This is a genomic window from Globicatella sanguinis, assembly GCF_002847845.2.
In the GTDB taxonomy this organism is placed as follows: domain Bacteria; phylum Bacillota; class Bacilli; order Lactobacillales; family Aerococcaceae; genus Globicatella; species Globicatella sanguinis.
In genome coordinates, this window is sequence record NZ_CP126962.1 from 1,690,489 (window position 1) to 1,714,320 (window position 23,832).

At 35.8% G+C, this 23,832-nt stretch carries 19 protein-coding genes; 15 read left to right on the forward strand and 4 right to left on the reverse strand.

Translation table 11 applies throughout. From position 1 onward, the window contains the following. Positions 1 to 12: 12 nt before the first annotated feature. Positions 13 to 474: a low molecular weight protein-tyrosine-phosphatase gene (locus tag CYJ72_RS07585; protein WP_066124925.1), complete on the reverse strand. Its 462-nt coding sequence runs from the start codon at positions 472 to 474 to the stop codon at positions 13 to 15. A gap of 191 nt (positions 475 to 665) precedes the next feature. Here CYJ72_RS07585 and CYJ72_RS07590 point away from each other — a divergent pair, with 191 nt between their 5' ends. Both CYJ72_RS07590 and CYJ72_RS07595 read left to right on the forward strand, forming a co-directional pair. Continuing rightward, on the forward strand, positions 666 to 1,829 hold the full coding sequence (locus CYJ72_RS07590) for a galactokinase (RefSeq protein ID WP_284629030.1): 1,164 nt from the start codon (positions 666 to 668) through the stop codon (positions 1,827 to 1,829). 36 nt (positions 1,830 to 1,865) lie between these two features. Then, entirely contained in the window at positions 1,866 to 2,912 is a 1,047-nt protein-coding gene (locus CYJ72_RS07595; protein ID WP_284629032.1) for an aldose epimerase family protein, read from the forward strand. 943 nt (positions 2,913 to 3,855) lie between these two features. On the opposite strand, the gene CYJ72_RS07600 is transcribed toward CYJ72_RS07595, so the two are convergent. Further along, positions 3,856 to 4,785, reverse strand: a complete 930-nt coding sequence (locus CYJ72_RS07600) for a helix-turn-helix transcriptional regulator (RefSeq protein WP_066124930.1) — start codon at positions 4,783 to 4,785, stop codon at positions 3,856 to 3,858. 270 nt (positions 4,786 to 5,055) lie between these two features. Between CYJ72_RS07600 and CYJ72_RS07605 the strand changes: the two genes are divergently transcribed. The 3 genes from CYJ72_RS07605 (at position 5,056) to CYJ72_RS07615 (ending at position 8,735) form a co-directional block, all read left to right on the forward strand. Next, entirely contained in the window at positions 5,056 to 6,123 is a 1,068-nt protein-coding gene (locus CYJ72_RS07605; RefSeq protein WP_284629034.1) for a galactose ABC transporter substrate-binding protein, read from the forward strand. A gap of 103 nt (positions 6,124 to 6,226) precedes the next feature. Continuing rightward, the gene (locus CYJ72_RS07610) at positions 6,227 to 7,735 is read left to right on the forward strand and encodes a sugar ABC transporter ATP-binding protein (protein WP_284630888.1); all 1,509 of its coding nucleotides are present in this window, start codon (positions 6,227 to 6,229) and stop codon (positions 7,733 to 7,735) included. After that, entirely contained in the window at positions 7,728 to 8,735 is a 1,008-nt protein-coding gene (locus CYJ72_RS07615; protein ID WP_066124936.1) for an ABC transporter permease subunit, read from the forward strand. Before CYJ72_RS07610 ends, CYJ72_RS07615 begins: the two co-directional genes overlap by 8 nt. A 103-nt stretch (positions 8,736 to 8,838) precedes the next feature. Here CYJ72_RS07615 and CYJ72_RS07620 read toward each other — a convergent pair whose 3' ends face one another. After that, on the reverse strand, positions 8,839 to 9,687 hold the full coding sequence (locus CYJ72_RS07620; protein WP_066124937.1) for a Cof-type HAD-IIB family hydrolase: 849 nt from the start codon (positions 9,685 to 9,687) through the stop codon (positions 8,839 to 8,841). Positions 9,688 to 9,806: 119 nt separating this feature from the next. On the opposite strand from CYJ72_RS07620, the gene manA reads away from it, so the two are divergent. Together manA and CYJ72_RS07630 are read left to right on the forward strand one after the other, a co-directional pair. Further along, positions 9,807 to 10,760, forward strand: coding sequence for a mannose-6-phosphate isomerase, class I (gene manA / locus CYJ72_RS07625; protein ID WP_066124939.1), 954 nt, complete (start codon positions 9,807 to 9,809; stop codon positions 10,758 to 10,760). Between the two features lie 12 nt (positions 10,761 to 10,772). Next, positions 10,773 to 11,381 carry a class I SAM-dependent methyltransferase gene (locus tag CYJ72_RS07630; protein WP_284629047.1) on the forward strand — a complete coding sequence of 203 codons (609 nt, stop codon included), beginning with the start codon at positions 10,773 to 10,775 and terminating at the stop codon, positions 11,379 to 11,381. Positions 11,382 to 11,692: 311 nt separating this feature from the next. Here the strand turns inward: CYJ72_RS07630 and CYJ72_RS07635 are convergent, their stop codons facing one another. Then, positions 11,693 to 12,121: a PPC domain-containing DNA-binding protein gene (locus CYJ72_RS07635; protein WP_284629052.1), complete on the reverse strand. Its 429-nt coding sequence runs from the start codon at positions 12,119 to 12,121 to the stop codon at positions 11,693 to 11,695. 451 nt (positions 12,122 to 12,572) lie between these two features. On the opposite strand from CYJ72_RS07635, the gene CYJ72_RS07640 reads away from it, so the two are divergent. From CYJ72_RS07640 to CYJ72_RS07675, 8 genes are all read left to right on the forward strand, one after another. Next, on the forward strand, positions 12,573 to 14,984 hold the full coding sequence (locus tag CYJ72_RS07640; RefSeq protein ID WP_284629061.1) for a beta-glucosidase: 2,412 nt from the start codon (positions 12,573 to 12,575) through the stop codon (positions 14,982 to 14,984). Beyond that, positions 14,985 to 15,476 carry a GtrA family protein gene (locus CYJ72_RS07645; RefSeq protein WP_284629080.1) on the forward strand — a complete coding sequence of 164 codons (492 nt, stop codon included), beginning with the start codon at positions 14,985 to 14,987 and terminating at the stop codon, positions 15,474 to 15,476. Positions 15,477 to 15,540: 64 nt separating this feature from the next. Then, positions 15,541 to 16,557, forward strand: a complete 1,017-nt coding sequence (locus CYJ72_RS07650) for a glycosyltransferase family 2 protein (RefSeq protein ID WP_284629087.1) — start codon at positions 15,541 to 15,543, stop codon at positions 16,555 to 16,557. 317 nt (positions 16,558 to 16,874) lie between these two features. Then, on the forward strand, positions 16,875 to 17,585 hold the full coding sequence (locus CYJ72_RS07655) for a LytR/AlgR family response regulator transcription factor (RefSeq protein ID WP_284630889.1): 711 nt from the start codon (positions 16,875 to 16,877) through the stop codon (positions 17,583 to 17,585). After that, positions 17,585 to 18,895 carry a sensor histidine kinase gene (locus tag CYJ72_RS07660; RefSeq protein ID WP_284629093.1) on the forward strand — a complete coding sequence of 437 codons (1,311 nt, stop codon included), beginning with the start codon at positions 17,585 to 17,587 and terminating at the stop codon, positions 18,893 to 18,895. The genes CYJ72_RS07655 and CYJ72_RS07660 overlap by 1 nt, the downstream gene beginning before the upstream one ends. A gap of 21 nt (positions 18,896 to 18,916) precedes the next feature. Continuing rightward, positions 18,917 to 20,806, forward strand: a complete 1,890-nt coding sequence (locus CYJ72_RS07665; RefSeq protein ID WP_284629100.1) for a DUF2207 domain-containing protein — start codon at positions 18,917 to 18,919, stop codon at positions 20,804 to 20,806. Positions 20,807 to 20,808: 2 nt separating this feature from the next. After that, complete coding sequence (locus CYJ72_RS07670) at positions 20,809 to 21,642, forward strand: MBL fold metallo-hydrolase (protein WP_101813106.1); 834 nt, start codon at positions 20,809 to 20,811, stop codon at positions 21,640 to 21,642. A gap of 792 nt (positions 21,643 to 22,434) precedes the next feature. Continuing rightward, entirely contained in the window at positions 22,435 to 23,721 is a 1,287-nt protein-coding gene (locus tag CYJ72_RS07675) for a S1C family serine protease (RefSeq protein ID WP_284629109.1), read from the forward strand. The last annotated feature ends 111 nt before the right edge of the window (positions 23,722 to 23,832 follow it).

Consider the following 23,832-nt stretch of genomic DNA (forward strand, 5'->3'; position numbering starts at 1 on the left):
ATTGTCATAGGATTATAATGAATGGTTTTCAATTAAATAGTCAAGCAAAGCCTGACAGCCTTGAAGAACATCTTGATAGGTGGTTTCAAAGTCGCCAGTGTAATAGGGGTCCGCAATTTCGTCTTCGCGATTAGCATATTGTAACAGTAATTTGATTTCACCAGTAAAATCATTGCCAGCAAAGCGTTTTATGTTACGGATATTTTGTTGATCCATTCCGATTAGATAATCAGCAGATAAGTCATTTTCTGCTAATGGACGTGAATGCATCCCTTCAACCGAAATATTTTCTTTTGCTAAACGCTCACGGGTTCCAGAATGAACAGGGTTACCATGTTCCCATGAACTAGTCGCCGCAGAATCGATGATGATCCGATCAGATAAACCTTTTTCTTCAACTAAAGATTTAAAAACAGCTTCAGCCATCGGGGAACGGCAAATATTGCCTAAACAAACAAAAATTACTTTAATCAAAACAATTCCTCCTTGTAATATATATAGAGGGTCATTTCACACCCTTCTCTTTTCATCAGTTTAACGAATCATTTGGTTGAAAGCAATAAAAGACTTTGTGCAACATTCAACATTTTTTGATATATGATTGAAGCGATTCCATAAAAACGTTATAATGAGTTTGTATAAAAATTTGTAGGAGGCATGAGCCGATGATCATTGAGCAATTAAATAAAAAATTTAATGAACTATTTCAACATGAAGGTGGCAAAGCTTATTTTGCGCCAGGACGTATTAACTTAATTGGTGAGCATACCGATTATAATGGAGGACGTGTCTTTCCTTGTGCAATTACGAATGGTACTTACGCTGTGGCAGCAACACGTGAAGATACAACCGTTAATTGCTATTCATTAAACTTTGAAGAGGTAGGGATTATTAGTTTCGACCTTAATGAGTTAGTCAATAAGAAAGAAGATAGTTGGACTAACTTTGTCAAAGGTGTGATTAAATATATGGCAGAGGCAGGTTATGCTATTGATAAAGGATTCGACATTGTTATTTATGGCAATATCCCTAATGGTTCTGGTTTGTCCTCTTCTTCTTCATTAGAACTTTTAATTGGGGTAACCATTCAAGATTTATTTGGATTTGAAATCGATCGGGTTGAATTAGTAAAAATTGGCCAAAGAGTTGAAAATCAATTTATAGGTGTTAATTCAGGAATTATGGATCAATTTGCAATTGGAATGGGTGCTAAAGATCATGCAATTTATTTAGATACCAATACTTTAGAATATGAATTAGTACCAGCAGAATTTGGTGATAATATAGTTTTAATTATGAATACAAAAAAACGACGGGAATTAGTGGAATCCAATTATAACGAACGACGTAGCCAATGTGAAGAAGCGCTAAAACGACTTCAAACCCAATTAGATATCAAAGCCTTAGGTGAGTTATCGATTGAAGCATTTGAAGCAAATCGTCATTTAATTGGTGATGAAGTATTGGAACGTCGTGCTAAACACGCAGTGTATGAAAACGAACGTACAAAATTAGCTAAAGCAGCCTTGACTTCAGGAGATTTAGTAGAATTTGGAAAATTATTAAATCAATCTCATATTAGTTTACGTGACGATTATGAAGTAACGGGACTGGAGTTAGATACCTTGGTGCATACTGCTTGGGAACAACCGGGGGTATTAGGCGCACGGATGACCGGAGCAGGAATGGGTGGCTGTGCGATTGCCTTAGTGAACCGTGAGCAAGTAGAGGCCGTGAAAGCAGCCGTACAGGCAGAATATGAAAAAACGGTTGGTTATTCAGCTGAATTTTATGTCGCTGAAGTTGGCGATGGTGCCAAAGCATTATAATCAATCAAAAGAGTAAGAAGAAAGGAGTTAATCTTTGTGCAAGTTGAAATTAAACCTTTTGGTCAATATGAAGGAATCGACTATTCAGAGATTTTTATTACCAACAAAAAAGGAACACAAATCAGTTTTTGTGATCTGGGGGCACGTATCAATCGTTGGGGCATCCAAAATGATAAGGGAGAGTATGAGCAATTTATTTTAGGGCATCAAAATGCTCAAGAAGTGTTTGATTCGGGTAGTTATTATGGGGCAACAATTGGTCGTGTAGCCGGTCGAGTAGAATTAGGTCAGGCGGTTATTGATGGACAGTTATATCAACTCGAAACCAACGATAAAGCGAACCATTTACATGGCGGTTTCGATGGCTTTGATTTACAAAAGTTCAATTTTGATATTATTGAATCAGAAGATGAAGTTCGTGTTGAGTTTTCACTTTATGACAAAGCCGGACATAATCAGTATCCTGGTAATTTAACATTAAAAGTAACGTATACTTATAATGAACAAAATGAATGGACGATTGATTACCTGGCATCAACGGATGCACCAACTATCTTTAATCCGACGAATCATGTGTATTTTAATTTAAATGGGAATAATACTCAAAGTATAGAAAATCACTTTTTACAAGTTCATAGTGATAAATATATGCCATTAAAAAATGACACGATCCCTTTAGGCAGATTAGAACCTGTAAGTGATACGGTCTTTGACTTACGTGAAGCGATCTTGATTGGTGACCGGGTTCATCAACCAGAACCACAGTTTGATTATACAAAAGGTTTTGACCATCCATGGTTAATCGCTAAAACCGTCGAAGGCCCACAGGCCGTCATTCAATTACCAGCAAAGAATCGTCGTATTGAGATGACTACAACAGAAAACGCAGTCGTTATTTATACTCATGGCTACTTAAACAATATTGAAGAAATTTGGGGTCAGCCACTGTTACCATTTGCTGGCGTCACTTTGGAAACCCAAAATTTACCAAATGCTATTAATAATCCACTTCATGGTGATACGGTATTAAGACCAGGGGACACTTTTACTAGTCGAACGGTTTATCGTTTCGTTACCGCTTAATATAAAATAAACTGACTTAACAGTACTTTAATGAGAAGGTATCTGTTGGGTCAGTTTTTTTTAATACGATAGATTGTAAAATGGAATGTGACAAAATATAAAATACCAAACTGTTATGCATGAAATGTTCAGAAATAAAAAAACAGAAGTGGTCGTCTCTGGTATTAACCATCAATCAAGTAGCGAGTAGACAAGAATAGAAAATGAGATGATTTTTTGCTTCGGCTACCCATCTCCCCGCATCATTGAGAGGGGTTAAATTTGTCTTGAAGACGAAATTTGATACCATTCAGGTATATACTAATCATTAACGCTCAGATGACTTGACTGGATAAATCATAGTTTATGACCAGTCTTCTATCAATGTCGAGATCGTTGTCTAGTCCGCTAAAGAAATACCGTTTCACAAAGTTTCAATTTTCAAAATGAAAAAAATTTTTTCATCAGAAACATAAATGAACAATGTAAGCATTCCAAAGGCAATAAAAGTACTAGAAGTGATAAAAAATGTTTCTTTTTTGTTTTCATAAATTTTCATAGTGTCTCATTTTGAGACACAAAAACAGCTTGTTTTGAGTATTATTTTCATTTTCATAAAATTTCGAAAATTTCATTGCAAAGCTTGATAAATTCTTAATAATTAAGCAAAATATGTCTCAAAATGAGACACCGTCTTGTGAATGAAAATAATCAGCATAAAATTATCGATTAGAGGGTGTTCTTAAATTTATTTCACAAGCAATAGACATAATAGTTCAAAAAGCGAGGGGGGTCTCATCTAGTCATTAAGACACAGATTGAGACGCTCTCTCACAGAGCTATCAAAGCCTTTTGTAGTTTTATGATAGGAACTGAATGACTATGGAAGTCAAATTCTTTCAACCGTTATCGCCAAGCTTACTACAAATAGTGAAATGATAAATCAATTATTTTGCGCAAAGTGTTATAACCAAATTTCAACATTAGGTTTTTTAGTATTTAATAAAGACTTTTCGTGATATAGAATGGGTAATGTTAAAACAGAATCATCAATCGTTTCATCACTTAAAATACGATACTGTGATGGACTATGTCCAAAATAATTTTTGAACATCTTGGAAAATTGGAATGTATCTCGATAACCCACTTGTTCGGAAATTTCACTAATTTTTAATTGGCTAGAACGTAGTAAACACGCTGCTTGCGCCATACGACTTTCAAGCAAAATTTGTTTCGGTGATAAATTAAAATATTTCTTACAAATTTGAAAGAGATAATTACGACTGATACCGAAATGTAGAGCAACTTCTTCAATGGTGATAGGAAGATGATAATTCGTTTTTAAATAGTGCCTGATATTTTGAGCGAGTTGTGGTACTTCAGGCAAGGTAAATCTTATAAATGTTGACGGGTCGATTAATTCAAGATTGATTTCTGCTAATAAGTTGTAAAGTAGTCCGATTATTTTTAATTTATTCGAAGTCATTTGTGGATTAATCGTTTCGAGAAAAGTGATTAGATCGATTATTTGATAATAAACAGCACTGTCTTCTTTAAAATGAAAGGTGTCACGGTGTGTAATAATAGTATCTTTTAAATAATGTTCAATATTTTTGCCACCTAGAGCAATCCAACCAATAGTCCAAGGATCATCATGGTCAGGTTCATAATAAACATGATGGTCTTTCTTTAAAATAAAACAGTCATTCTTTTGAAGTTCATAATGTTGATGATTGACAACAAAGTAACCTTTACCAGATAAAACGATGTGGATGACGTAATCATGGTGCACGGTATAATCATTAATTTGTGAGGGAAGATTTTTTTGAACACCGGCTTCGATTAAAGCAATATCATGATTATCGATAAAATAATGTTTCCAGTAACTTTTCATTTGAACCTCCAATAAACATTTTCGTAAATATATTTTACCACAATGTAAGCGATTAAACAAAATGACATATAATCTTTACAAAATGCTATGGAACGATAATGAAAACGCATTTATAATAGTAGTAGAGCTTGAAAATTACCAGATGAGCACGAGGGACTTTCTAGCATCATTAGATTAACAAAAAGACAGATGAAAGGAGGATATATCATTCTTTAAAGAGGCTCATCGCACAGCTAAATGCTCAGACAATAAAATAAAGGGGTAAATTTAATGAAAACTGTTAAAAAATTATTTGTTGCTTTATTTGCATTCATGATTGCTTTAGTCACAGTATTACCAACCCAAGTAAGAGCAGAAGGACAAACTTACGAAATTGGGGTTGCAATCTATCAATATAACGACAACTTTATGACATTATTCCGTAATGAATTAGAAGCTTATTTTAAAGAATTAGGCGAAAAAGATGGCAATACTTATAATCTTGAATTTCAAGATGGAAAAAATGACCAAGCAACTCAAACAGAGCAATTAAATAACTTTATCGCACAAGGTAAAGACTTGCTAATCGCGAACTTAGTTGACCCTACTGGTGCAGACCAAATTATCTTATCTGCACAATCAGCAGATATTCCAGTCGTTTTAATTAACCGTGAACCAGATGTTTCAACAATGGAATTATGGCCTGGTAAAACAACTTATGTAGGGGTTGATGCTCGTCAATCAGGTGTTTATCAAGGTGAAATCATTGCTGACCTAGAAAACAAAGGGGATATTAACGGTGATGGTGTTGTTAAATATATCATGATCCAAGGGGATGCTGGTAACGTTGACGCTGAACAACGTACTAAATATTCTGTTGAGACATTAGCTAAATCAATTGATGTTGAAATCTTAGGTGAAGCACAACGTGGTAACTGGGATCAAGCAAAAGGTCAAGAGATTGCTGCCAATGCTTTAAGTCAATATGGTGAGGATTTAGAAGTGATCTTTTCTAATAATGATGGTATGGCTTTAGGGGCTGTTCAAGCGATCAATGGCGCTGGACGTAAAGTGAACGAAGACATCTATATCGTTGGGGTAGATGCTTTACCAGAAGTTGTAGAGTTAATTGGTAAAGGTGAATTTACTGGAACAGTATTAAACGATCATTTCAACCAATCACATACAGCAGCTGAAGTTGCAGTGAAATTATTAAATGGTGAAGAAGTAGCACCTTATTTCTGGCATGATTATGTTAAAGCAACTAAACCAGAAGATGCTGATTTAAAACGTTTAGACTATCGTGAAGAAACGATTGAAGAATACCAAACACGTCTAGAAGAAGCATACGGTGAATAATCTTTAATTTAATAAACAGATGGGGCTTCTGATCACTATGAGCGGGAGCCCTCTTTATAATTATAAAGGATGTGATACAGTGGAAAATAATGTAATTTTAGAAATGAAAGACATTGATAAAATTTTCCCAGGGGTTAAAGCACTAGATAAAGCCCAATTGACTGTTAAAAAAGGAACAGTCCATGCCTTAATGGGAGAAAATGGTGCAGGTAAATCAACCTTAATGAAATGTTTGTATGGTATTTATTACCGGGACAATGGGTCAATTAAAATAGAAGGCGAAGAAATGAATTTTTTAACTTCTAAAGAAGCTTTGGACCATGGAGTGGCAATGATTCACCAAGAATTACAACCCATTCCTGAAATGACGATTGCTGAAAACATGTTTTTGGGAGATTATCCTAAAAAAGGCCTATTTGTAGATCATGAAGCAATGGAAAAAGAGACTAAGAAATTTTTAGATATTATTGGATTGAATGTTTCGCCGCGCACACGCTTAGGTGATTTAACGATTTCACAACAACAATCAGTTGAAATAGCGAAGGCCATTTCTCACCGCGCTAAAATATTAATCATGGATGAGCCAACATCGTCTTTAACTGCAGCGGAAGTAGAGAACTTATTTAAAGTTATTGATGCTTTACGTGCGACTGGCATGGGTATTATTTATATTTCTCATAAAATGGATGAGATTTTACGTATATCGGATGAAATTACGATTATGCGTGATGGACAATATGTTGGTACTTATAATTCTGCTACCATTACGATAAATGAAATTATTCGACATATGGTGGGGCGTGAACTTGCCAATCAATTCCCTGATAAAGATTTTGGACCGGGTGAGCAAAATATTTTAGAAGTTAAAAATTATACATCTCCAAATCCAAAATCATTTCAAAACTGTTCTTTTGAGTTAAAAGAAGGTGAAATCTTAGGAGTCGCAGGTTTAGTAGGAGCCCAACGTTCAGAATTAATGGAAGCTATTTTTGGATTGCGTGATCATATCGAAGGTGGCAAAGTTATTCATCGTGGCCAAGAAATCTTGAATAAAGATCCAAAAGATGCGATTAAAAATGGTTTTGCATTAGTGACAGAAGACCGACGAGGTTCAGGGATTTTTGGCGTATTATCGGTTAGTGATAATATCATTACGGCGTCGGTATCTAAATATAAAAATAAATATGGTTTACTAAATGAACAATCAATTGCTGAAGTGGTGAAGCAAGGCATTGACAGTATGCGAACCAAGACACCTAGTCAACACACAGCGATTGAAAATTTATCTGGAGGCAACCAACAAAAAGTGATATTAGCCCGGTGGCTGGCAACAAATCCGGATATTTTAATTTTAGATGAACCGACACGTGGGATTGACGTTGGAGCGAAGTTTGAAATTTATGAAATTATTAATCGTTTAGCCAAACAAGGCAAATCTATTATCGTTATTTCTTCTGAAATGAGTGAAATTTTAGGGCTATCTGATCGGATTATGGTAATGTGTGAAGGCAAGATTTCTGGATTTTTATCGAAAGAAGAAGCAACGCAAGAAAAAGTCATGGATTTAGCTACCAAATTCATGCAATTAAAGGAGAGTGCAGCGAATGAGTGAAATCATCAAACCAAAACGTAGCTTTAAAGAGCAAATTATTGAGAATGCCTTAATCGTGGTCATTGTTTTAATGGTCATTTATACGGCTTTTAGTGCCAATAATTTTTTGAGTTTTAATAACTTAAAAAATATTTTAGCCAATGTTTCGGTACGTTTTATTATTGCTTTAGGTATCTCAGGTCCACTTATTATCCGTGGAACAGACCTATCAGCAGGGCGTATCGTTGGGATAACATCAGTTGTGGCAGCGGTCTTTTTACAAAGAGCAGATGCTTCAGGTGTGATGTATCCGGGTATTGCAGGGTCACCAATTATTGTGGCGTTATTGGCTGCTTTAGCGGTAGGATTAGCTTTAGGGGTTGTCAATGGTTTAATTATCTCGCGCTTACATGTACCGCCTTTTATCGCGACATTGGGGACACAAATTGCCATCTATGGATTAAATATGATGTTATCTAAAAATGCGCCTATTGGTTCATTGAATCAAACCTATACACGTTTTGGTGCACAAGGGGTCAAATTAGGTGGCTTGCAAATACCGTATTTAACTTTCGTAGCAATTGTAGCGGGGATTTTTATGTATATTTTATATCGATACACCGTTTATGGTAAACAAATGTATGCGATAGGTGGTAATGAAGTCGCTGCCGAGGTGTCTGGAGTGAACACTGCCAAATCTAAACTATTGATTTATGCTTTAGCTGGAACCATGTATGCTGTCGCAGGGTTTTTATTAACCGCTAAAACAGGTTCAGCAGCCGTAACGGCCGGAACCGGGTATGAGTTAGAAGCGATTGCTGCTGCCACTATCGGTGGGGTTTCAACCTCTGGTGGGGTTGGACGCGTACCGGGAATTTTAGTCGGGGTATTGGTATTTGAGTTATTAAAAACGTGTTTACAATTCTTGGGTATCACACCAGAAATGACCAATGTTTTCCAAGGTATTGTCATTGTGGCCGCCGTAGCATTAGATATCCGTAAAACAATGCGTAAAAAATAATATTGCTAGTCAATATCAAATAAAACTCACAAAATACTAAAAAAGCGTGAATTACTCGTGATGGCTGTCAATGCTCACGGGCAATTCACTCTTTTAATGAGGTTTATTTTTTCATATTTTCTAATAATTCTTCGATGACCACCGCCACGCCATATTGATCATTACTAAAGGTCGTATGCGCAGCCATTTCTTTGATTTCTTCACTGGCATTTGCCATGGCATAACTATTCGGACAAAGTTGTAACATGGAACGGTCATTTAAAGAATCGCCAATCGTGACAACATTATCCATTGTATAACCTTGCTTTTCAATATATTTAATAATAGCCAGACCTTTTTGAGCATTTTTATGTGTAAGTTCAATATTTCCTGGTCCTGATGAAGTGACATCGAGTTCAGGGAATTTTTCAAGGTAAAGACGAGTTTGATGCAATTTGTCGTCATCATCGCTCATAATCATCATTTTTAAAACCGGGTTTTCTTTAGAAAAAGTAAATTCTGAAGCGTCTTTGTTTTCCATTAAATTATCTTTAATTTGAGCCATGGTTAAATCGTCAAAGTCAAAGCGCTTCTGTAAAATTTTAAAGGTGTTTTGGATATATTCATCACGGTTATAAAAATAAGAATAAGCTTCGGTATAAATTGTATACAATAAGCCATGGTCTTTTAAATAAGCGATGACGCTCTCGATTGTTTCTTGTTCTAGAGGGCAATCATAGATGACGTTTCCGTCTTTGTCGTGCACTAATGCACCGTTTAAATTAATCATCGCGCAAGATATATTTTGAGCTTTTGTTAAGCGACTGGCAGATTGGTAGTCACGTCCGGTTGCTATCATAAATTCTACTCCAGCTGCTTGCAAATCATGGATGGCTTTAGCGGTGCGGTCATTGATAGTATGTGTTTCGTCTAATAAAGTTCCGTCCATATCGGATGCAAATAATTTGATCATCATCAAACCTCCAAAATTAATCTACTATTAGTTTACCATGAACTAGGAAAAAGTGTTATAATATCGAATGAAAAGATGAAAGTTTGTTGAAAAATTGTGAAAGGAAGGAAAGCTGTTTTATGAAACCAATATTTTTAAAACCTGTATTGCAAGAGAAAATATGGGGTGGTAATAAATTAGGGATTTATTTTGACCTACCGATTCCTAGTAATCAAACTGGAGAAGGATGGATGATCAGTGGTCATCCAAATGGTGTTACAGAAGTAATGTCCCCGACTGAGTTAGAAGGGTTACCTTTAGATCGTTTGTATAAAGAACAACCCGCATTATTTGGTAACCCTAGAGAAGAAGTATTTCCTTTATTAACTAAAATCATTGATGCTTCTCAAGCCTTATCTGTACAGGTTCATCCAGATGATCAATATGCTGCGGCGCATGAAGGAGCTGGCGAGTTAGGAAAAACGGAGTGCTGGTATATTATTTCGGCAGCTCCTGGAGCTAAAATAGTGTATGGTCATACAGCTCAAACGAAAGAGGAATTTATCGAACAAGTTGAAAAAGATAATTGGGATGAACTATTGACCGAAGTACCGGTTAAAGATGGCGACTTTTTCTATGTGCCACATGGTACCATTCATGCGATTGGTGCTGGTATTGTTATTTTAGAAATTCAACAAAGCTCAGATACTACTTATCGTGTCTATGATTATCATCGTACGGATGCGAATGGTCATGAGCGTGAATTACATTTACAACAGTCTTTCGATGTGACGATGATTCCGCATCAAACACCAGAATTAGAAATTACTACCGAAGGCAATCAAGAGGGTCAAGTGGTGCACTATTTAACCAATGAGTATTTTAGTGTTTACAAGTGGGACTTGAAAAAAGAGCTAGTGGTTGATTTACCTAAGGACTATTATTTGGCAACAGTCATTACCGGTGAAGGTGAAATGGAGATCGATGGAAAAGTGTACCCACTTAAACTAGCTGATTCATTTATTTTACCAACAGCGATTCAATCAGTGACCCTACGTGGTGATTTAGAAATAATGGTAGCCAATCCAGAATAAAGGAAGCGAGCAATGTCTAATCAATATTTTGAAAATAATGAGCATTTGGATCACAATGTCAGAACGATTCAATTTCAATGGTTAAATTTCCCTTTAATATTTAAAACCGATAGTGGTGTTTTCTCTAAAAATCAAGTCGACTATGGCTCCAAAGTTTTATTAGAGGCGGTTGTGGAAGATTTATCCTCTCTGTTAGAGGGCCCGATAGTTGAATTAGGGAGTGGGTATGGTCCGATTGCCATTAGCTTGGCTAAAAGTTATCCTAAAATTGAGGTGATTGGTGTTGAAATTAATCAACGAGCGCAATTACTTTCACAGGATAATGCTAAACTCAATCAAGTGTCGAATTGTACCTTTATTCATCATGATGCGACAACTGTTACATTAGAAAAATCAGCTCAGGTAGTCGTAACGAATCCACCGATTAGAGCTGGAAAAGCGGTTATTCAAGCGTTTGTTAAGCAAGCACACCAAATACTACAACCGAACGGAATTCTCTATGTCGTGATTCAGAAGAAACAAGGTGCCCCTTCGATGGCTAAATATATGGAAAGATTGTTTGACAATGTTGAAAAAATTACTCAAGACAAAGGGTATTGGATTTTAAAGAGTGTAAAATAACAAAAATAAATGTATATTAAAGAGGCTGGGCAAAAACTTTTTAAATTCTGTTCAGGCATATCTATTTATTTGAAAGCGCAGTGGTTGAGTGGTCTCAATCTGCGTCTTAATGACTTGCTTGAGACCTACTCAACTGTGCGGGGGTGGGCAGACGAAGCGAAAATCGACTGATTTTCTACTTCTTGCCCACTCCCGCAATGATAAGAAAGGAACTGAACCACAGGGTGCTTTTCCTCACTTAACTGAAAGTGTAGCTAAGTGAGGAAATCCGAGTGATCAGTTCCTTTTTGATGTTTTTATACAAAACGGGATTAAGCGTCAAATTTCATATATTTAAAATTGTTAATATTTTTGTCATCCTCACGAGTCATCTTGGTATCAATGATATCGACAATAACTTCTAAAGTGATACTCACTCTGGCATCAAGCAAATGTCCTCCGATTGTAGAATAATCACTTCTACCAAGAACCGTATGCAAGTGAAGATGCGGCTCTCCATTATTTTGAGTAATGTTTCCATTCATCGATAAAACTTCAAATGCTTCTTCAAAATCAACGGTTTTATAGTTTTGTAAATTTAAAAAGAAATAATTAAGTTGTGCCAAATCAACTGCTCCAATGGCACTAACGAACCCAGTTTGAATCGCTTCTTTTTTCGCCACTTCCTTCAAGCTATCCATCACATAATCGCCTCGATCAAGGCGGACAATAATTTTTGAGTCAAAACGTTGGTATTCCATATTTTAGCCTCCTTCAAATGATAACTCTATTATAACAAAAGATAAACCAATGTACTATTAATGTAGCAGTAGTCTAAAACTTAATTCATATAAAGGATGTTTATCATGTATCTATTTTGAATAATGAAGTTAAACATGATCTAAAACTCGAACTAACTATAATTTTTGCGTTTGATTGAGAAAGTTAAACCTAAGTGGAACTTTTTCTTATTTTGCAAAGTTTGAAAAACGTGGTCATTTTGAGAAGGTCTTAACAGTTTTAACTAGAAATAATGGAGGTGAATTTCTTCAATTCAATTAGTTGTTTTTAAATCTGCTAGCTGATTTACTACACTCCCCATTGTCAGCATTATCAAGTATTCCACCAATTATGTATGAAAGGTGACCAAAAATGAAGTTGTCCATAGGACTTATAAAGGGGCATGGTAGAATAAAATTAAGGAAAATGTAAATGTCAACCGAAAAATGGTCCACGATAATATTTGAAAAAGCCCAAATGATGACAGGAAAAAGTACTTGGGAAACAAAAGATTTTGAAAAATATAATATACCTTCTATCTTCCTATCAGATGGTCCTCATGGTATTCGTAAACAATTGGGAAGTGCCGACCATTTAGGATTAAATGAAAGTATTCCATCAACTTGTTTTCCCACTGCAGCCACTATTGCGAATAGTTGGGACTTATCACTCGCAGAAGAGATTGGCGAAGCTTTAGGACAAGAGGCAAAAGAATTAGGCGTTAATGTTATCTTAGGGCCCGGTATGAATATTAAGCGAAATCCATTATGTGGACGTAACTTCGAATATTTTAGTGAAGACCCTTTGTTAACAGGGAAATTAGCCGCACAATATGTTAAAGGGATTCAAAAGCAGGGCATTGCAGCCACACCGAAGCATTTTGCGGTTAATAGTCAAGAATTAAGAAGAATGTCCAATGATTCAATCGTTGATGAACGAACATTAAGAGAGATTTATTTGAGTGCGTTTGAATATGTTGTAAAAGAAGCCCAACCGCAATTTATGATGACTTCATATAATCAATTAAATGGTGAGTATACCAATGAACACCATCATTTATTACAAGAAATTTTATATGATGAATGGCAATACGATGGAGTGATTGTGACCGATTGGGGCGGTAGTAATGACCATGTTAAAGGTGTTATAGAAGGAAGCCACTTAGAAATGCCTGGCACAGGTGTTCCGAGTGCATTAGAATTAGTGGCGGCGATTGAAAAGGGTGAGTTATCAGAAGCGGTTTTAGATCAAAGAGTTGATGAGTTATTAGACATTGTGATGACGTTGACTAAAACTGAAGTGGAAAATCGAACAAGCTTAAAACCGAGTACAGCAACCGAACATCATCAATTAGCATACCGAGCAGCGCAAGAAAGTATCGTTTTACTAAAAAATGAGGCGGTATTACCATTAAAAAGCACAATGAAAGTTGGTTTTATCGGCGATTTTGTTAAAGTACCTCGCTATCAAGGGGCAGGCTCATCGGTAGTAAACCCTACTCAATTGGATACGATTGAAAAAGCGAAAATGGAATATGGATTTGAGGATGCACCTTATTGTCAAGGTTATCATCGTTCTGGTGTTTCCGAAGAGTTATTAATTAATCAAGCGGTTAATTTGGCGAAATCGATAGAAGTGCCATTGATTTTTATGGGTCTAACTGAAATCAACGAGTCAGAAGGTATGGACCGCACGCATATGTCATTAAGTGAGGACCAATTATTATTAGTAGAGTCTGTTGCTGAGGCTAATCCTAAGACGGTGGTGATATTATCGGGTGGGTCAGTTGTTGAAATGCCTTTTGCGAATAATGTAGCTGCGATTGTTCATCAGTATTTAGGGGGACAAGCCGGAGCAAGAGCGGTGTTGGATGTGTTAACCGGTAAGATTAATCCATCAGGAAAATTAGCTGAAACGTATCCCCTATCTTTAACTGATGTGGCAAGTTCCAATTACTATCCTGGTTTAGAAAAAACGAGTGAATATCGTGAAGGCTTATTTGTTGGTTATCGTTATTTCAATACTGTTGAAAAAGAAATTTTATATCCTTTTGGTTTTGGGTTAAGTTATACTCAATTTGAATATAGTCAATTAGCCATTAAGGATAATCAATTAAGCTTTGTTTTAACTAATAAGGGTGAAACAGATGGTGCCGAAGTAGCTCAAGCGTATTTGGAACATGAGTCTACCCAAAGAATTTATGTTAAGCAGCAACTTATTGGTTTTGAAAAAGTATTCTTAAAGGCTGGTGAAAGCCAAACGGTTACGATTGAATTACCAACACGCGCGTTTGAATATTTCAATACAGCAACTAATCAATGGGAAGTTGATGGTGGTCAGTATAGTATCGGGGTAGGTCCACATTCAAGATCCATCTCATTAAAAGTTAGTGTTGAAAAGAATGCCACGACCGAATTGATCGAATTACCTCTTGCACAAGTGTCTCATTATTTTGCGGGTAAAGTCACTCAAATTAGTGCAAAGGAATTTGAAATGTTATTAGGACGTCCAATACCGGAGTCGAGTTGGGATAAAACATTGCCCTTACAGGAAAATGATACGATTTCCCAATTATATTACGCCAAAGGTTGGGTAGGACGAGGCATTTATCAAGTCCTCAACTATTTCTTAGAGCGCAGTATTAAAAAAGGACAGCCGAATTTAAATCTTTACTTTAATTATAATATGACTTTTAGAGCTATCAGTAAAATGACCGGTGGCATGATCAACAAAGAAATGGTCGACCATATTTTAACAATAGTCAATGGTCAGTTCTTTAGAGGACTAGGTCGATTGATCAAAGCAGCCTTGCATAATCATCAAACAAACAAGAAGGTGAGTTAATTGGAAAGAATTCAAACATGGATCGACGAACATCCTGATTTATGGGAATTTATTAAATTTAATGTGTTATCAAATATTGCAACAATTACGAATTTTATTGTGTTATGGTTGGGGACAACGATCTTGTTTCCACAATTTAGCCAACAACCTTTTCATTGGACGATCTTTGACTATAGCGTCGAGAATGGAGGGTTAACCGGCTTCTTATCTTTCTTATTAGCCTATGTGGCGGCACAAGCGGTCAATTATTTGGTACAACGAACCTTAGTATTTGGAGCGACTAATGATATTTCGAGTACTCTTCATTGGTATCTCTTAACGATTATTGTGGCAGGCGTCCTTTCAATCGTATTACCTCCGTATGTTATCGGGCTATTAACAAACGCAGGATTGAGTTTAGGTTTGGCCCAAACATTAGCTAATGTGGTAAATATTGTAGTCCAAGTTGTGATTAATTATCCGATGATGAAATTTGTTATCATGAAAAAATAGGCTTGTTTAATTCCCATAGTATTTGATAATATTAGAATACATGAATAATATGAAAGGAATTACGATGAAGTTATTAAGTATCGTTGTACCGAGTTACAATTCACAGGATTATTTAAATAAAGCAATCGAATCAGTGACCGATTTAAATGATGAGCGAATCGAGCTATTGGTTGTAGATGATGGTTCAAAAGATGAAACTTTCGCAGTAGCAAAACAATATCAAGCGCAATTTCCAAATATTGTTGTTGCGATTCATCAAGAGAATAAAGGTCATGGTGGAGCGGTAAACACAGGATTGCAGCATGCGACCGGTAAATACTTTAAAGTATTGGATAGTGATGATTGGCTCAATGAAGAGGCATTGAAACGTGTCATGGATACTTTAACGGAGTTTGAAAACAAACAACAAACGGTGGAAGTTCTGTTTACCAATTATGTTTATGAGCAAGAAGGTGCTGAAGCCAAAAAGGTTGTTCGCTACCGCTATATTTTCCCTGAAAATAAAATATTTAAATGGGGTGACACTCGTCCATTTCCAACTGGAAAATACATTATGATGCATTCGATTATTTATCAAACGCAAGCATTTAAAGCTTCTGGATTACAATTGCCAGAACATACCTTCTATGTGGATAATTTGTTTGTATATGTACCATTAACCAAAATGACCAGGATGTATTATTTAAATGTTGACTTTTATCGTTATTTTATTGGAAGAGATGATCAATCTATTAACGAAAAAGTGATGATGAAACGCATTGATCAGCAAATTAAGGTAAATAAATTATTGATTGATTCATATGATTTTAGCCACCAACTTCATCCTTTTCAAGAGCGTTATTTATTGAAGCATCTAGAAATTGTTACCAATATTTCAAGCGCTTTATTAAATCGGATTGGTACCGATGACGCTTTTGAAAAAAGACAGGAATTATGGCGTTATTTACGAGAAAATAATCCTCGTGCATTTAAAAAATTGCGTTTGGGTTTATTTGGTTTTTTAACCACCTTCAAAACAAAAATAGGAATAAAGCTTTCTAATCAATTGTATAAATTAATACGACGATTTGGCGGCTATTAGCAGAGGCTGGGAAAAAACTTTTTAAATTCTATTCAGACATATCTAGTTAATTCAGAGCACAGTGGTTGAGTGGTCTCAAACTACGTCTTAATGACTTGTTTGAGATCTACTCAACTGTGCGGGGGTGGGCAGACGAAGCGAAAATCCACTGATTTTCTACTTCTTGCCCACTCCCTTTTTCGATTTTTTAGAGTGCATGAATGTTTGATATGATAGAAATTAAATAATGTGATTGAAGATAGCACTTCAGAGGTAAACCAGTATTGTCTGTAACAGATTTAGTGTATAATAAAATAAAGAGTATGAGGTGATGATTGGTGAGGATCGCAATTGTAGACGACCATAAGGAATTTAGAGAAAGGTTAGTGAGATATATCGAAGATAATGCCGCTAACTTAGAAATACCAGTGGATATTACTTGTTTTGCAGATGGGATTGAATTGGTCGATCGTTTTCAATCGAGTTTTGACATTATCTATTTAGATGTTGAAATGGAATTTATGGATGGCATGTCAACCGCCAAAAAAATTAGGGAAACCGATTCAGAGGTGTTGATTGTATTTATTACGAACCATGCTCAAGTTGCCATTCAAGGTTATTCTGTCGAAGCATCGGATTTTTTATTAAAACCATTAAATAAGTTTACTTTCGAAGAACATTTCAAAAAGATTATCAAAAAAGTTAAGAAACAAGATGATTCAATCGTGGTTCGAGTCAGTGGAACGGTTAAAAGAGTAGATCAACATTCGATACTATATTGTGAAAGCCAAGGACATTATATTGATTTTGTAACCTTAAATGGACGCTTTACTCTGATTGATTCAATGAAAAATATTGAAGAAAAACTCGACCCAGTACGTTTCTTTAGATGTAATAATTCGTATATTATTAATTTTGAACATGTGGAACATATTGATAAATCAGCTGGGACCGCACACCTAGGAGAACATAAAATCCAAATAAGTCGTGCACGTAAAAAAGAATGTGTTGAGAAATTTACCCAGTATTTAGGGGGGCAGGTATTATAATGTTTGAATCTTCCTTACCAGACATCCCCCGCATTTATACGGCGCTTACGGAATGGATTGCGTGTATCATATGTGTTTATCCTATTAAGAAAGAAATTAATCGTCGTTTTGTTATTATTTCAATTTTGACTTTATTAGGACAAATAGCACTGCAATTATTAGTTGCCAATTGGCCTTTAATGTTATGGATTCCGGGAATGTTATTAAATATTTTATGGATGGGATTAACTATCTATTTATTAGCGGAGCTACATCCTAGCATGTTGTTTATGTTTCTAGTCAAAGCCTTTATCCTATCGGAGTTTTTAGCATCGATTGTATGGCAAATATATGTAACCTTTATTTTAGAAACAAGATGGGCTAACAATCTATTCGTTGAGTGTCTCAATTTTATTGGTATTGTTGCACTCATTTTAGCTATAGTAATTTTTTGGGACCATAAGATTAATTATGTACGTTTAAAAAATGCCGTTAACCGCAAAACCGTTATTATGTTTATCATGACGGGTATTTTAATATTTTTAGCTAGTAATATCGGTTTTTTACTCACTAAAACGGCTTATCACTTAGGGAATTCTTATTCCGTCTTTTTTGTCAGAACGGTTGTGAATATCTCTGGCATTTGCTTATTATATATGCAACAATATCAATTAATCGATCAAAATCGTCGACGTGAATTGGATGCGATTCAGAATTTGTTTCAATCGCAATATCATCAGTATAAAGCTTATGCAGAGAATACGAATTATATAAACCGGAAAGCACATGATTTAAAACATCAAATACAAGTGATTTTAGCGGAAGATGATGTTGAAGTTCGCCGTCGTTATTTATCAGATTTGAGCGATGCGATTCAAAGTTTGAATTATAAAATTGAAACGGGCAATGGTGTGTTGGATACGATTTTGACACGAAAAAATATGTACTGTCAAGAACACGATATTAGTCTTACTTGTATTGCTAATGGTGCTTTACTTCATAATATGGAAATTATGGATATCTGTAGTCTATTTGGAAATGCATTAGATAATGCGATTGAGCACGTTGAGAAAATTCCTGAAACAGAGAAAAGATTAGTGACTCTTAAGTTACAAAATCGTGGAAAAATGGTAATATTAAGAGTAGATAACTATTGTATCGATGACCAATTGAACTTAATGGTTATACCTGAGACCTCAAAAAAGGATAAGGAAAATCATGGTTATGGTCTTAAAAATATTGATTTTATCGCTAAAAAATATGGTGGTAGTATGACGCTAGAGTTAGAAGACAACTGGTTTAGTTTGTGTGTAGTGTTCCCAATTGTTTAGGAATCAAAAGGAGTGAGTTGTTTGAAACGTTTAACAAAAGTTTGTATTACTTTATGGTTAGCGCTATTGGTAATATTTCCAAGTTTAGTCAGTGCGCAAGAGGTAGACTTTAACATTATTAGCGAAAAAATACATGCACAGATTAGCTCAGATGGCAGTGTACGTTTTAGAGAAGAGTATGTTTATGATGTTGATTATATGAATGGTGCCTTGTTTCAAATTGATCGCACAGGATATGAGTTAAAAGATTATCAAGTGGGTGTCAAAGATAATCAAACACAAGAAGATGAAATATTTGAAGAGACACCAACCGGTGCTAGTGAAACTTATCAAGTATCACAAGCCAGTGATATCTATGAGTTTAAAGTTTACTATCCTGCCCAAAATGAAAAAGTAACCTTTGTTTTAGAATATACTTTAACCGATTTGGTGACCAATTTCAGTGATACGGCAGAATTTAACCGTAAAATTGTGGGGCGAGGCATTGATGATTATTTAGATGTTGAAGCTTTGATTGTTTTACCTGGAAAGGTAGCGAACGAAGAAGATTTTAGAGCTTGGGGCCATGGTGCACCTCAAGGAGAGGTAGAGTTGGTTGAATATGAAGGAAAAAGTGCCATTAAAGTGACGGTGCCAAACAACCCACCGAAACAATTTGTGGAAGTGAATTCTATTTTTCCAATTGCGTTAACACCAAACAATCAAAATAAACGAGAAGTCGCGAAAAAAGATGAAATTATCGAGCGAGAGAACGATCAAGTCGAACGAGATCGTGAATCTTATGCGACTCAATTAGGTTGGATTCGACTTTTTGGAATGTTAATATCGATTCTGATGCCTGCTTTACCAATTGGGTTGTTAATTTATTATTTGAATAAAAAGAAAACTCTCAATCCCAATCCGATAAAGCTGCCGGATCATATCTATACTTTACCTGAAGATATAACACCAGCATTAATGACGACATCCGTCTTTAAAGGAACACCAGCCACAGAAGACTTTACAGCTACAATTGTGGATTTAGCTAGAAAAGGCTATTTAGTTCTTACTGAAGTTACCAAAGAAAGACGTGGTTTATTTTCAAGAGGGGATCAATCAACCGTTTTAATTGAACCAGGTGAAAAATATGGCGATGACAGCCAATTGCAAAAACATGAAAAATACGCTTTACAGTATGTAATGCCAACCGATCAACCAGTGACGCTACAAGAGCTAGAAGAATCTGCCTCAAAGGATCGTAGCTTAGCTAAGAAAAACTATAATCTTTGGACCCGATTTGTCAATTTCACCCAAGTAAGAGGGATGCAACTAAAAGGCAATAACAAAGAGCAGAAGATAGCGTCGGCAAATGGCGTCATGGGGTTAGTTTTTATCCCGATTTTTGTGGTAATTGCCATTAGTCTGATTAATCATACAGCCTATCAACATTTTATCCCTTGGATTGCGATCATTGGGGGGGCTAGTTGGATAGCGACGTTAATTATATGGTTAATTGTATTGTTTAAACCAATCCGGACAGCTGACCAAGATCGTCGTATCAAAGAGTGGACTGGATTTAAAAATATGTTGAATGATATTGGTAATTTTAATATGCGAGAAATTGGTTCGCTTGAGCTTTGGGAAGAGTTTTTGGTTTATGCTATTTCTTTAGGCGTCGCTGATAAAGTAGTTGAAGCGATGAAGATGGAGTTTAAACCAGTTGAATTGGAACAAATGCGTGTAGGAGGAGGATTCTATTCAAATCCATATATCTTAACACGTGGGATGAATCAATCCATTAGTAATACAGTAGGAAGTGCTCAACCACGAACAACCAAATATAGTGGCACCAACACCGGTGGATTTGGTGGTGGATTTAGTGGTGGAAGTTCTGGTGGATCTGGTGGTGGATCAGGAGCTGGAGGCTTCTAAAGATGTTAGAAAGTGATGATAGAGTGTTAGAAACAAAAGATGAAAGATTGCGCTTTGCTATTTTAGCGAGTGGAAGTAGTGGTAATTGTACATATGTCGAAACAGATAACCAAAGGATTCTGATCGATGCAGGACTCAGTGGGAAGAAAATTCATGAGTTAATTAAGCAAATTGACCGCGATTTATCCAAGGTGGATGCTATTTTTGTGACCCATGAGCACAAAGACCATATCCATGGAGTCGGCGTTTTATCACGAAAATACAATATTCCTATTTATGCTAACCGTCAAACATGGTTGGCGATGGAAAAACAAATTGGTGCAATCGCACTAGAGAATAGAAAATATATTGAACCCGAACAAATGATGTCAATGGGTGATATTGATGTATTAAGTTACAATGTGAGTCATGATGCTGCTCAGCCGCAGTTTTATGCCTTTCAAAAAGGTGATAAACAATTTGTGATGTTGACGGATACGGGGTATGTAAGTAATCGACTTAAAAGTCAATTGCGCAATGCAAGTGCCTATTTAATTGAAAGTAATCATGAAATCGAGATGCTTCGCTATGGGCAATACCCTTGGTCATTAAAGCAACGAATATTAAGTGATAAAGGCCATTTAAGTAATGAAGCGGGCACTAATGCCATGATTGAAATGATTGGCGATCAAACTAAAGAAATCTACTTGGGACATTTGAGCCGTGACAATAATACTAAAGAACTAGCGATGTCAACAATGTTTAATTCGATGTCAGCTAAAGATATGCGAGTGAATGAAGATTTTACTCTCCATATGACTGATCCAGCTCAATCAACAAAATTAATGTATTTATAAAAAGAGGGAGTGGGCAAGAAGTAGAAAATTAAATAATTTTCGTTTCGTAGGTCCACCCCCGCACCCCCGCACAGTTGAGTAGGTCTCAAATAAGTCATTAAGACGCCGTTTGAGACCACTCAACCACTGCGTTTTTAATTACCGAGCAGTAACTTGATGAATTTACTAAGTTTATGCTCAGACTCAATGATATATTTGTGTTATCCTTGACAGTGGCTAAAAATATATTTTTTAGTTCGCCAAAACGCTAAAATTTAAAGGTTGAGCAAAAAACGATGCTCGTTTAAGCTCAGCCTTATTTTTTATAATATTACTAGACGTTAATGGAGAATAAGTGCGAGAAACTAACGTAATGACAGTGGGTATGAAGTAGCGGAGCGAATGGTTTTCGCTTCGTCAGCTTACCTTCGCACAGTTAGGAGTTGGCCAGAAATAGAAATTTGAATAATTTTCGCTTCGTTTGCCTACTCCTGGACAGTGGAGTAGGTCTCAAACAAGTCTTTAGGACGTTGGTTGAGCCCACTCAACCACTGCGTTTTTAATTAGCGAGTAATCATTTGACTGAATTTTTCAAGTTTATGCCTGCTTCATTAAGTCGTAGTTTGAGACTTGCGCAATCACTGTGCTATAAAATAAAGAGCTAGAACCAAACAGAATTTTTTTAAGATTTGCTTAGCCACTAAACATAAAAAATAGACATTTGGTAAATATTTTATAGAAGAATGTTCAATGATTATTCATAAATCCGTGATATATTGAATACATAATCAAGATTAGTAAAGGAGAATTACTATGGATAACAAAAAAATAAATGATGACTCAAAAAAAATAATCCCAATGAATTCAAATAAAAAAGATAATCCATTTTGGAAAAGTGTGTTTGGCGGTATTTTAGGTAGTGCAATTATCATTGGAATGGTGTTTTTACTTGCGTTTAATGGACTATTTCAATCATCCGAAACAATGAAAGCATATTCGCAAGAAAGTGACACCAATAGTCAAACATTAACGGACTTTGAATCAGCGATTATGGGTGCCGTAGAAAAAACAGGTGATGCGGTAGTTTCAGTTAATAATTTACAATCTCAACATATGAACCAAATTGGTAATTATGGATTTGGATATGGATATAGCTCAAATAGTCAAGGAACTGTTGATTTACAAGATCCAGAACAATCTTTAGAATTATACGGAACGGGTAGTGGGGTTGTATATAAAATTGAAGGTGATACAGCATATATTGTAACCAACAATCACGTTGTTGATGGGGCAGATAAATTACAAATTATCACTGCTGAAGGGGACACAGTCGACGCAGAATTAGTCGGAACAGATGTGTTTACAGATTTAGCAGTCCTAAAAGTTTCTTCGGAAAAATTAAAGACGGCCATTACTTTTGCTGATTCAGATCAATTAAAAGTAGGAAGTTTAGCGATTGCGATTGGATCTCCTTTAGGAAGTGAGTTCTCAAGTTCAGTAACTCAAGGTATAGTATCTGGAACCGATCGTGTCGTCCCATTTGATATGAACGATGACGGAGAAGATGATTGGGAAATGAACTTAATCCAAACCGATGCAGCGATTAACCCAGGGAACTCAGGTGGCGCTCTTATTAATAAGAACGGAGAATTAATTGGTATTAATTCAAGCAAGTTAAGTTCAACTGAAATCGAAGGAATGGGCTTTGCTATCCCAAGTAATGATGTGCAAAATGTCATTTCGCAATTAGAAGAAAATGGTAAAGTAACAAGACCAGTTTTAGGTGTAAGCTATTTAATTCCTGTTAACCAATTATCAGCGAGATCAAAAGTTGAAGTGCTCGGTTTAGCCGAAGATGCTGAAGAGGGTGTCGTAGTATCGGAAGTAGTTTCAGGTACAGCAGCAGATAAAGCAGGGATGGAAAAATACGATGTCATTACAGAATTTGATGGTGTAGCTATTAATGGCATGATGGACTTAAGAAAAGAACTTTACAAACATCAAGCAGGCGACCAAGTTGAATTAACCATTATTCGTCGAGGAGAAACTCAAAAATTAACCATTACTTTAGAAGTTGATGAAACAACTCAACAAAACTAATATCCAACAAAATAGATAGATTAATTTCCACTCGATCAACTAAAATCATCGAGTGGATATATTTCTGTAAAAAATGTAAAAATAAAGTAAAAAAGGTGTTGACGCGTGTCG

Excerpts from the sequence above, each read along its gene's own strand:
- CYJ72_RS07620 (WP_066124937.1), bottom strand. The coding sequence starts at position 9,687 with ATGATCAAATTATTTGCATCCGATATGGACGGAACTTTATTAGACGAA.
- CYJ72_RS07615 (WP_066124936.1), top strand. The coding sequence starts at position 7,728 with ATGAGTGAAATCATCAAACCAAAACGTAGCTTTAAAGAGCAAATTATT.
- CYJ72_RS07670 (WP_101813106.1), top strand. The coding sequence starts at position 20,809 with ATGTTAGAAAGTGATGATAGAGTGTTAGAAACAAAAGATGAAAGATTG.
- CYJ72_RS07660 (WP_284629093.1), top strand. The coding sequence starts at position 17,585 with ATGTTTGAATCTTCCTTACCAGACATCCCCCGCATTTATACGGCGCTT.
- CYJ72_RS07600 (WP_066124930.1), bottom strand. The coding sequence starts at position 4,785 with ATGAAAAGTTACTGGAAACATTATTTTATCGATAATCATGATATTGCT.
- CYJ72_RS07605 (WP_284629034.1), top strand. The coding sequence starts at position 5,056 with ATGAAAACTGTTAAAAAATTATTTGTTGCTTTATTTGCATTCATGATT.
- CYJ72_RS07610 (WP_284630888.1), top strand. The coding sequence starts at position 6,227 with ATGAAAGACATTGATAAAATTTTCCCAGGGGTTAAAGCACTAGATAAA.
- CYJ72_RS07650 (WP_284629087.1), top strand. The coding sequence starts at position 15,541 with ATGAAGTTATTAAGTATCGTTGTACCGAGTTACAATTCACAGGATTAT.
- manA (WP_066124939.1), top strand. The coding sequence starts at position 9,807 with ATGAAACCAATATTTTTAAAACCTGTATTGCAAGAGAAAATATGGGGT.
- CYJ72_RS07675 (WP_284629109.1), top strand. The coding sequence starts at position 22,435 with ATGGATAACAAAAAAATAAATGATGACTCAAAAAAAATAATCCCAATG.
- CYJ72_RS07635 (WP_284629052.1), bottom strand. The coding sequence starts at position 12,121 with ATGGAATACCAACGTTTTGACTCAAAAATTATTGTCCGCCTTGATCGA.
- CYJ72_RS07640 (WP_284629061.1), top strand. The coding sequence starts at position 12,573 with ATGTCAACCGAAAAATGGTCCACGATAATATTTGAAAAAGCCCAAATG.
- CYJ72_RS07630 (WP_284629047.1), top strand. The coding sequence starts at position 10,773 with ATGTCTAATCAATATTTTGAAAATAATGAGCATTTGGATCACAATGTC.
- CYJ72_RS07590 (WP_284629030.1), top strand. The coding sequence starts at position 666 with ATGATCATTGAGCAATTAAATAAAAAATTTAATGAACTATTTCAACAT.